Raw genomic sequence first — 10,323 nt, 5'->3', positions numbered from 1 at the left:
CCCCGGGCCGCTATCCCCTGCGCAGCAGCGTCACCACCGCCGCTCCCCCGAGCCCGATGTTGTGCGCCAGGCCCACCCGCGCCCCCGCCACCTGCCGTGCGTCCGCCTCGCCCCGCAACTGCCAGGTGAGCTCGGCCACTTGGGCGATCCCCGTGGCGCCGAGCGGGTGCCCCTTGGAGATCAGGCCGCCCGAGGGGTTCACCACCCACTGCCCGCCGTACGTCGTCGCCCCGCTCTCGACGAGCTTCCCGGACTCGCCCGGCGCGCACATGCCGAGGGCCTCGTAGGTGAGGAGTTCGTTGATCGAGAAGCAGTCGTGCAGTTCGATCACGTCGACGTCCTCGATGCCGAGTCCCGACCTCTCGTACACCTGCCGCGCCGCCGCCCCCGACATCGGCTGTCCCACGACGTCGATGCACGAGCCCGAGCCGAAGGACTCCCCCGTGTCCGTCGTCATCGCCTGCGCGGCGATCTCCACGGCGCGGTTCTGGAGGCCGTGCCGTTCCACGAACCGCTCCGAGACCACCACCGCGGCGGCCGAGCCGTCCGACGTGGGCGAGCACTGGAGCTTGGTGAGCGGGCGGTGGATGGTCTTGGCGGCGAGGATCTCGTCGACCGTGTACTCGTCCTGGAACTGGGCGTAGGGATTGTGCACCGAGTGCCGGTGGTTCTTGGCGCCCACCGCGGCGAGCTGCGCCTCGCTCGTGCCGTACTTCTCCATGTGCTCGCGCGCCGCGTTGCCGAAGATCTGGGCGGTGGGCGGGGTCATCTCGAAGCCGTGCCGTGCCGCCATCACGCCGTAGTGCCTGGCGACCGGTGACGTCTTGAAGTCCCCGCCGTCGGATCCGCCGCCGAGCGCGCCGCGCGCCATCTTCTCGAAGCCCAGCGCGAGCACGCAGTCGTTGATGCCGCCCTCGACGAACTGCCGCGCCATCATCAGCGCGGTCGCGGCCGTCGCGCAGTTGTTGTTGACGTTGTAGACGGGGACGCCGGTCAGGCCCAGTTCGTACGCGGCCCGCTGGCCGGCCGTCGAGGCCTGGAAGCAGTAGCCGACCGGGACCTGCTCCACGTCCTCGTAAGAGATCCCGGCGTCGTCGAGGGCTTTCGTCCCCGCCTCCTTCGCCATGTCCCAGTACTGCCAGTCCCGCGTCTCGGGCTTCTCGAACTTCGTCATGCCGACGCCGACTATGTACGCCTTCACTGTCCGGCTCCTTCTGGAGGGTGGGGCGGGCTGGATGATGGGGCGGGGCTAGCTGACCGGGCGCGGCTCGGGGTCCCTCGGCAGGCCCAGGAGCCGTTCCGCGACGACGTTCAGCTGCACCTGCGTGGTGCCGCCCGCGATGGTCAGGCAGCGCGACATCAGGAAGCCGTGCAGCGCCCGCTCCCCCGCGCCCTCGCGGACCGCGCCCGCCGGGCCGAGCAGTTCCAGGGCGAGTTCGGCGACCTTCTGCTGGTGCGGGGTCTGCACGAGCTTGCGGACGGAGGCACCGGCCCCCGGTTCAGCGCCGGACACCTGCCGCATCGTCGTCCGCAGGCCGATGCAGGCCAGCGCGTGCGCCTCGGCGGCGAGCGCGCCGATCCGCGCGCGGCACGCGTCGTCGAGACCGGCGGCGCGTCCGATGAGCGCTTCGAGGCCGGTGTCGAAGGTCAGCTGGTCGGCCATGTGGACGCGTTCGTTGCCCAGGGTGTGGCGCGCGACCCGCCAGCCGTCGTTCACCTCGCCGACCACCGCGTCGGCGGGCAGCAGCACGTCGTCGAAGTAGACCTCGTTGAAGAGGGAGTCCCCGGTGATCTCCTTCAGCGGGCGGATGTCGACGCCACGGGCCCGCTTCATGTCGATGAGGAAGTACGTGAGCCCCTTGTGCTTGGGCGCTTCGGGGTCCGTGCGGGCAAGGAGGATTCCGTGGTCCGCCCACTGCGCCGCGCTCGTCCACACCTTCTGGCCGTTGATCAGCCAGCCGCCGTCGACCCGCTCCGCCCGCGTCCGCAGCGAGGCCAGGTCGGAACCCGCTCCGGGCTCGCTGAACAGCTGGCACCACAGCACCTCGCCCCGGAGGGTCGGCGCCAGGAACCGCTCCTGCTGCTCCCGCGTCCCGTACGCGATGAGCGAGGGCACCACCCAGGTGGCGATCCCGAGATCGCTGACGCGTACCCCGGCGGCGGCCAGCTCCTGCTGGACGGCGAGCTGCTGCACGGGGCCCGCGCCGAGTCCGTACGGCGCGGGCAGGTGCGGCGCCGCGTAGCCGGTCGGGGCGAGTGCCTTGCGGGCGGCGGCCGGGTCGAGGCCCCGGGCCGGTGCGATGGCTTCGCGGGCCTGCTCCCGGTACGCCTCTGCCTCCCCGGGCAGTTCCATCCGCAGCTCCCTGCGTGCCCCGCCCTCCGCGAGCCGCACCGCCCGCAGCCGGTGCGCGTCACCGGTGCCGAGCAGCTGCCGGGCAACCAGTGACCTGCGCAGATACAGGTGGGCGTCGTGTTCCCAGGTGAAGCCGATGCCGCCGAGGATCTGGATGGCGTCCTTGGCGCAGGAGTACGCGGCGTCGAGCGCGGCCCCCGCGGCGAGCGCGGCGACGAGCCCCCGCACCTGTGGCGGCTCACCGGCCGCCCGCGCCGCGTCCCACGCAAGTGCCCGCGCCTGTTCGAGGCGCACCAGCATGTCGGCGCAGGCGTGCTTGACCGCCTGGAACTGTCCGATGGGCCGCCCGAACTGCTCGCGCACCTTCGCGTGCTCGACGGCTGTATCCAGCGCCCAGCCGGCCACCCCGCACGCGTCCGCCGCGTACAGGACGCACGCCAGATCCCGTACGAGCGCCCCGTCCACGTCGAGCACCCGCCCTGCCGGGACCTCCGCTCCGGCCGCCGTCACCTCGGCGGTGGGCCGCGTCGGGTCGGCGCTCTCCTGCGTCCGTACGGTCAGCCCGGCGGCGTCGACGGCCAGCCACACCGTGCCGCTTGCGGAGTCCGCGGACTCGGCGGACTCGGCGGACTCGGCGGACTTCGCGGGCAGGATCAGGAGGTCGGCGTCGGCCCCGGAGAGCACGGGCGGGGCAACCCCGTCGAGGATGCGGCCGTCCGCCGCGGACACCGCGGTCAGCGTGCCCTCGCCGAGCGCGACGGCGCCGATCCGCGCCCCGGACGCCAGGTCGGCGGCAAGATCATTGGCGCCCGCCGCATGCAGCACGGCCGAGGCGAGGGCGCCGGCCAGATACGGCCCCGGCAGCGCGGCGCGCCCCGCCTCCTCCAGGACCACGGCGAGGTCCACGAGGCCGCCGCCCCCGCCTCCGCACTCCTCCGGCAGGTGCACCGCGAGCAGGCCCTGCTCGGCGAGTCCGTCCCAGTACGCGGGCCTGCCGCCCGTGCCGACCGGGGCGTCGAGCAGTTTGCGTATCTCCTCGGGCGGTACGGCGCGGGCGGCCCAGCCGCGTACCGCCGCCGCCAACTCCCCTTGTTCCTGCGTGATTCCGATGCCCATGCGCGTCCTCGCCGGTAGCAGCTTCCGGGACGGCGACAGACTAGAACACGTTCCAGTACGGCGGAAGCCTGACGGAGGGTCAGATGTCGGGCCGGTCGGCGCACCACTTATCCGGCCGGTTAACAGCAGGTCAAGAATTCCCCTCGTACGACATCCGTCGGAATAGTCGCCCCGGGAAACAGGTTCGCACTGCACGTACCCCTGCCAGTTTTTCGCAGCGCCCCCGGAGGCCCCACGTAATGACGCAGTCGACGACCCACCAACGCGGCACCCGCGGAGTCGTCCCCGTACTCGCCTTCGCCGGCATCGTCGTCGCGGTGATGCAGACGCTCCTGGTGCCGGTCATCAAGGACCTGCCGACACTCCTGAGCACCTCGCCGTCGAACGCCACCTGGGTCATGACGGCGACCCTGCTCGCGGGCGCCGTGTCGACCCCGATCATGGGCCGCCTCGGCGACCTCTACGGCAAGCGCCGGATGCTTCTGACGAGCCTGGCCGTGATGGTCGTGGGCTCGCTGATCTGCGGTTTCACCGATGACCTCGTCGTGATGATCGTCGGCCGCGCGCTCCAGGGCTTCGCGATGGGCGCCATCCCGCTCGGCATCGGCCTGATGCGCGACGAGCTGCCCCGCGAGAAGCTCGGCTCCGCGATGGCCCTGATGAGCTCCTCCATCGGCGTCGGCGGCGGCCTCGCGCTGCCCCTCGCGGCACTGACCGCGCAGCACGCCGACTGGCACGCCCTGTTCTTCGGCGCGGCGGGCCTGGGCGTCATATCGATGCTCCTGACCGTCCTCTTCGTGCCCGAGAGCCAGGTGAAGGCGCAGGGCACCTTCGACGTGGCCGGCGCGCTCGGCCTCTCCGCCGGTCTGGTCCTCTTCCTGCTCCCCATCACCAAGGGCAGCGACTGGGGCTGGACCTCCGGCATGACGCTCGGCCTGTTCGGCGCGGCGGCGGTCGTCCTGGTCCTGTGGGGCGTGATGGAGCTGCGCCTCAAGGCGCCGCTGGTGGACCTGCGCACCACGGCCCGCCCCGCGGTCCTGTTCACCAACCTGGCTTCGATCATGGTCGGCGTGGCGTTCTACGCGATCTCGCTCGTCCTGCCCCAGCTGCTCCAGCTGCCGACCGCCACCGGCTACGGCCTCGGCCAGTCCATGGTCGTCGCGGGCCTGTGCGTGGCGCCGCTGGGCCTCACGATGATGTTCACGGCTCCGGTGTACGCGCGCCTGTCGGCGAAGTACGGCCCGAAGGTGACCCTCATCCTCGGCATGCTGATCATCGGCATCGGCTACGGCGCCGGCCTCGGCCTGATGAGCGCCGCCTGGCAGACGATCATCATCGCGGTGGTGATCGGCGCGGGTATCGGCCTCGCCTACTCCTCGCTCCCCGCGCTGATCATCGGCGCCGTGCCGCCTTCGGAGACGGGCGCGGCGAACGGCCTCAACACGTTGATGCGCTCCATCGGTACGTCGGTCTCCAGCGCCGTCATCGGCATGGTCCTCGCCAACACCGCGGACCACGTGGGCGGCGTCGCGATCCCGACCATGACAGGCTTCCGGACCTCTTTCCTGATCGCCACGGGCGCGGTCGCGCTGGGACTGGTCTTCGCCCTCTTCCTGCCCTCCGCCCGCCGCTCGGTCAAGACCCAGCTCCGGGCCAGCAGCGAGGAGGACGCGAATCTGCGGGCCGCGACGGAGGCGCTCGCCGGTTTCCACGGCCGGGTGCTGAGCCCCTCCGGGGTGCCGGTCGCCCGCGCCAAGGTCACGCTGATCGACCGCCGGGGGCGGCAGGCGGGGTCGGCCCTCACGGATGAGGGCGGGCGCTACTCGCTCCCGGTGCCGGGCGACGGCTCGTACGTCCTCGCGGCCACGGCCGCGGGGCATGCGCCGCTTGCTTCGGCGGCGGCGTATCGCGCGGACGCGGTGGAGGTCGACCTGCTGCTGCCTGCGGGCGGGAGTGATGTGCTGGCGTAGGGCGGGACCCTGCGGGGCTTTCCCCAGTCCCGCCCCTTCCCGAAACTGGGGCTCCGCCCCAGACCCCGTACAAGATGGCCTCAAACGCCGGCCGGGGAAATCTCAGCCCGTCCGGCGTTTGAGGACGAACTCGGCGGAGCCGGTGATTGCGGCAACGGCAAGGCCCTCGCGCCAGCGAGTTTTCGGGAAGGGGCGGGGTTGGGGAGAAGTCCCTCACCCCTGCGGAGCAGCCTGCTCCAAGTCAGCAATGGTTCCGGACATCACAGTCCGGACGTGCTCGGTGAGGTGCTCCACGGGCCAGTCCCACCACGCCACCGCGAGCAACCGCTCGACCTCCGACTCGCTGTACCGCGTACGAATCAGCTTCGCCGGATTCCCCCCGACCACCCCATAGTCGGGAACGTCATCCACCACCACAGACCCCGAAGCGACGACCGCCCCGTTCCCGATCCGCACCCCCGGCATCACCGTCACCCCGTACCCGAACCACACGTCATGCCCGACGACGGTGTCCCCCCGCCCGGGCAGCCCGCTGATCAGGTCGAAGTGCTCGCCCCACGAGCCGCCCATGATGGGGAAGGGAAACGTGGAGGGCCCGTCCATCCGGTGATTCGCGCCGTTCATGATGAACCGCACCCCCGTCCCGAACGCACAGAACTTCCCGATACGAAGCTTCTCCGGCCCGTAGTGGTAGAGGACATTGCGCGTCTCGAAGGCCGTGGCATCATCCGGATCGTCGTAGTACGAGTACTCCCCCGCCTCGATCAGGGGAGACTTCACCAGCGGCTTCAGGAGCACGACACGAGGCTGGTCCGGGAACGGATGCAGCACCGTCGGATCCGCCGGTACGAGATTCATGAACGTTCCCTCCGCTGCCGGTGACGGCCCCGCCTCCATGATCGGCCGGGCCATGCGGCAGCATAGGTCGGCCCACGGCACAGCCCCACCACTTTTCCGCCCGCTCTCCCGCCCGCTTTCCCGCCCGCGTTTCCGCAGCCCAGGAGGACCCCCATGGCCGCCCCCCAGCCCAAGCCGGAGATCCTCGCCGCCTTCGAAGCGGCGAAGGGCTTCATGCCCACCGGCGAGGGCCTCGCCCTGTACGCGGCGGCGGCGGAAGCGGCGGCCCTCGGCCTTCCGCTCCTGGAGGTCGGGACGTACTGCGGCCGCTCCACGATCCTGCTCGCGGACGCCGCCCGCGAGGCCGGCGTCACGGCGATCACCGTGGACCACCACCGCGGCAGCGAGGAGCAGCAGCCGGGCTGGGAGTACCACGATCCGGCGACGGTCGACCCGGAGGTCGGCCGGATGGACACCCTCCCCACCTTCCGCCGCACCCTCCACCACGCGGGCCTCGAAGAGCACGTCATCGCGATCGTCGGCCGCTCGCCGCAGGTGGCGAAGGCGTGGGGCGGCCCGCTCGGTCTCGTCTTCATCGACGGCGGCCACACGGACGAGCACGCGACCGGCGACTACGAGGGCTGGGCCCCGCACGTCGCTCAGGGCGGCCTGCTCCTGATCCACGACGTTTTCCCCGACCCCGCCGACATCATGACGGGCCAGGCCCCGTACCGCGTGTACCTCAGGGCCCTGGAGTCCGGCGCGTTCACCGAGGTCTCCGCAACAGACTCTCTGCGCGTCCTGCGCCGAACGGGCACGGGGATCTGACCTCGCGGTTAGAGTCGCTACCGTGTCGTACGTAGGTCCGGACAGTCAGCCCCCACGCCCGCCCCGCCGTTTCACCGGCGGCCCTCTCACCGTGACGCTCGCCGCGCTGGTGCCCACCTGCCTGGCCGGGTGGCTCATCTACGAGGCGACGAGCGGGCCGGGGGGCGACGAGCCCGCGAGATCGCTCCCCGCCTCCAGCCAGTCCGCGCAGGGCTCCTCGTCCGCCCGGACCTCCCCGTCCGCCTCCGAGAAGGACGACGAGAAGGGGAAGGGGGACGACAAGGAGAAGGACAAGGCGAGCGACGAGCCGAGCACGTCGAAGCCGCCGGAGTCGTCCGGCCGTCCCGCCGCCTCCGGCCCCCTCAAGGGCAAGGTCGTCGTCATCGACCCCGGTCACAACCCGGGCAACGGCAAGCACACGGCCGAGATCAACCGCCTCGTCAACGTCGGTACGCACCGCAAGGAGTGCGACACCACGGGCACCTCCACGAACAACGGTTACACCGAGGCCGAGTTCACCCTCTCCGTCTCGCGCCACCTGCGCACGCTGCTCCAGAAGGAGGGCGCCACGGTGAAGTTCACGCAGGACGGCGACCGCCCCTGGGGCCCCTGCGTCGACGAGCGCGCCCGCATCGGCAACAACGCCCGCGCGGACGCCGTCGTCTCCGTCCACGCCGACGGATCGGCGGCCGGCAACCGCGGCTTCCACGTGATCCTGCCCGCGTCGGTGAAGTCCGGCGCCGCGGACACCTCCAAGATCGTCGTCCCGTCGCGCGATCTGGGCGAGCGCATCGCGGGCAAGTTCCTGAGCGCCACGGGCAGTGCCCCGTCCAATTACATCGGCGACGGCACAGGACTCGACGTGCGCAAGGATTTGGGCGGCCTCAACCTCTCCACCGTCCCCAAGGTATTCATCGAGTGCGGCAACATGCGGGACGCCAAGGACGAGGCGTTGATCACGAATGACGCCTGGCGGCAGAAGGCAGCACGGGGGATCTCGGACGGAATCGTGAGTTTTCTGCGGGGATAACGCGTCGGTAGCTCTTTATCCCGAGCAGACACCCCACCCATGGGAACGATAATGTCCTCCGTACGATGGGGGGCCATCCCCGCGCTCTGCGCCGAGACCTGCGGCGAGCGACGCCTCCACCGACGAGACGACTTACGAAGGACCTGAAGTGAATATCCGCTCTCTCACTCGAGGCGACGGCGTGGTGATCGGGGCAGCGGTGTTGCTCTTCATCGCCTCTTTCCTCGACACTCTTGACGCCGACGGCGGCGACAGCGACAAGCTCCCCAACGCCTGGGCGAACGGCAACCTGCTGTTGAGCGTGTACCTGCTCGGCTTCATCGCCGCTGCCCTCATCGTCGTGGGCCGTGCGCTTCCGCAGCCGCCCAAGGTCGCGGGCCTCGACCTCGGTCAGCTCGGTGTCGCCTTCGCGATCGCTGCCGCCTGGAGCTCGATCGGAGCCATCTTCGACGCCGACCAGTCGTACGGCTTCCTCTTCGACAGCGGCCTGAGCGGCGGCAACGGCGGACCCGACGCCGGTATCGGCCTCATCCTCGGCATGATCGCCGCCCTGGTCCTTGCCGCCGCAGCGGTCGCTACCGCGCTGATTCCGGCACTGAAGGCCCCCCTCGTCGGCGCCCCGCGCCCGGCCGCCCCGCAGCCCTACGGCGGTCAGCCGCAGGGTGGCTACGGCTACCCCGGTGCGCAGGGCCAGCCGCAGCAGGGTCAGCCCTACGGCGCCCAGCCCGGTCAGCCGCAGCAGGGTCAGCCCTATGGCGCCCAGCCCGGTCAGCCGCAGGGGCAGACGCCGCCTCCCGGAGCGGCGCAGGCCACCGGTGACTTCTCGCCGTTCTGGTTCGCCGTGCCGGTGCCGCGTCCGCTGTACGCGGAGGACGGTTCGCCCACGCCGATCGCCGAACTGGCGCCCGGCACCTGGTACTTGGCCGTCGAGCAGCGCGGCCCCGGCCTGGTGGCCCAGACGCAGGACGGCCGTCGCGGCGTTCTCCAGGACACCACGGGGATCCAGCGCGGCTGATCGCCCGCTCCCGCACCTCGCGGCCCCTCGCCCTTCCGGGCGGGGGGCCGTTGTCGTACAGTCGCCTCTCTGCACTGAACTGACGGACCGTCAGGAAGGAATGGGGCATGGGCTCGGACATGCGCCTGGGACTCGCACTCGGCTACTGGGGGCGCGGCCCCGACCCCGGGCATGTGGCGCTCGCCCGGGAGGCCGAGGGGCTCGGCTACGACTCCGTGTGGACGGCGGAGGCCTGGGGCTCGGACGCCTTCACGCCGCTGACCTGGATCGCGGCGCAGACCTCGCGGATCAAGCTGGGCACGGCGGTCGTACAGATGGCGGCGCGCTCGCCCGTGACGACCGCGATGCACGCACTGACCCTGGACCACCTCTCCGGCGGGCGGATGATGCTCGGGCTCGGGCTTTCCGGACCGCAGGTGGTGGAGGGGTGGTACGGGCGGCCGTTCCCGAAGTCGCCGCTGACCGCGACGCGGGAGTACGTGGACGTCATCCGCCAGGTGCTGCGGCGGGAGGGGCCCGTCGCCCTCGACGGACGTTTCCACTCGCACCCCTACCAGGGCGATGACGGCAGCGGTCTGGGCAAGCCCCTGAAGCCGATCACGCATCCGCTGCGGGCGGATCTGCCGGTGCTGCTGGGGGCGGAGGGGCCCAAGAACATCGCGCAGACGGCGCGGATCGCGGACGGGTGGCTGCCGCTCTACTGGTCGCCGATGCGGTCCGATGTGTACGAGGCGTCGCTCGCGGAAGCGCGGGACGGGTTTCTGGTCGCCCCCATGGCGCGGGCGAAAGTCTGCGACGACGTGGCGGAGGGCTTGCTTCCGGTCAAGGCGATGCTGGGGTTCTATATCGGCGGAATGGGGCACTCCGCGCGAAACTTTCATGCGGATCTGATGGCGCGGATGGGGTTCGAGGAAGAGGCGCGGCGGATTCAGGAGTTGTTTCTGGCGGGGCGCCGGGAGGAGGCGGTCCTCGCGGTTCCCGATGCTTTCGCCGATGAGATCTCTCTGGTGGGGCCTCGTGAACGGATCGCGGAGAGGCTGGAGTTGTGGCGCAAGGGACCGGTGACGGATCTGCTGGTCCTCGCGCCCGACCCCCACACCCTGCGGGTACTGGCAGAGCTGAACAGTTAGGTGGGGGCGGACCCTGCGGGGCTTTCCCCAATCCCGCCCCTTCC

The 10,323-nt window shown here is 71.2% G+C and carries 8 protein-coding genes; 5 read left to right on the top strand and 3 right to left on the bottom strand.

Annotated elements, in window-relative coordinates; all coding sequences use genetic code 11:
* Positions 1 to 10: 10 nt before the first annotated feature.
* Positions 11 to 1,201, bottom strand: a complete 1,191-nt coding sequence (locus tag ACQKIP_RS29450; RefSeq protein WP_365852390.1) for a lipid-transfer protein — start codon at positions 1,199 to 1,201, stop codon at positions 11 to 13.
* Between the two features lie 48 nt (positions 1,202 to 1,249).
* Positions 1,250 to 3,469, bottom strand: a complete 2,220-nt coding sequence (locus ACQKIP_RS29445; RefSeq protein ID WP_365852388.1) for an acyl-CoA dehydrogenase — start codon at positions 3,467 to 3,469, stop codon at positions 1,250 to 1,252.
* 239 nt (positions 3,470 to 3,708) lie between these two features.
* Here ACQKIP_RS29445 and ACQKIP_RS29440 point away from each other — a divergent pair, with 239 nt between their 5' ends.
* Complete coding sequence (locus ACQKIP_RS29440; RefSeq protein ID WP_365852386.1) at positions 3,709 to 5,439, top strand: MFS transporter; 1,731 nt, start codon at positions 3,709 to 3,711, stop codon at positions 5,437 to 5,439.
* Positions 5,440 to 5,652: 213 nt separating this feature from the next.
* Here the strand turns inward: ACQKIP_RS29440 and ACQKIP_RS29435 are convergent, their stop codons facing one another.
* Positions 5,653 to 6,297 carry a CatB-related O-acetyltransferase gene (locus ACQKIP_RS29435; protein ID WP_365852384.1) on the bottom strand — a complete coding sequence of 215 codons (645 nt, stop codon included), beginning with the start codon at positions 6,295 to 6,297 and terminating at the stop codon, positions 5,653 to 5,655.
* A gap of 153 nt (positions 6,298 to 6,450) precedes the next feature.
* Between ACQKIP_RS29435 and ACQKIP_RS29430 the strand changes: the two genes are divergently transcribed.
* The 4 genes from ACQKIP_RS29430 (at position 6,451) to ACQKIP_RS29415 (ending at position 10,279) form a co-directional block, all read left to right on the top strand.
* Positions 6,451 to 7,104 carry a class I SAM-dependent methyltransferase gene (locus ACQKIP_RS29430; protein WP_365852382.1) on the top strand — a complete coding sequence of 218 codons (654 nt, stop codon included), beginning with the start codon at positions 6,451 to 6,453 and terminating at the stop codon, positions 7,102 to 7,104.
* Between the two features lie 22 nt (positions 7,105 to 7,126).
* Positions 7,127 to 8,134, top strand: a complete 1,008-nt coding sequence (locus ACQKIP_RS29425) for an N-acetylmuramoyl-L-alanine amidase (RefSeq protein WP_365852380.1) — start codon at positions 7,127 to 7,129, stop codon at positions 8,132 to 8,134.
* 148 nt (positions 8,135 to 8,282) lie between these two features.
* Positions 8,283 to 9,149 carry a hypothetical protein gene (locus ACQKIP_RS29420; protein ID WP_365852378.1) on the top strand — a complete coding sequence of 289 codons (867 nt, stop codon included), beginning with the start codon at positions 8,283 to 8,285 and terminating at the stop codon, positions 9,147 to 9,149.
* A 119-nt stretch (positions 9,150 to 9,268) separates the two neighbouring features.
* On the top strand, positions 9,269 to 10,279 hold the full coding sequence (locus ACQKIP_RS29415; RefSeq protein ID WP_365853410.1) for an LLM class F420-dependent oxidoreductase: 1,011 nt from the start codon (positions 9,269 to 9,271) through the stop codon (positions 10,277 to 10,279).
* Positions 10,280 to 10,323 lie beyond the last annotated feature (44 nt).

The sequence above is a fragment of the Streptomyces sp. NPDC059900 genome (assembly GCF_050270335.1).
Lineage (GTDB): Bacteria > Actinomycetota > Actinomycetes > Streptomycetales > Streptomycetaceae > Streptomyces.
Note: the sequence above shows the minus strand (reverse complement) of the source record. Positions and strands in the feature narration are given on the sequence as shown.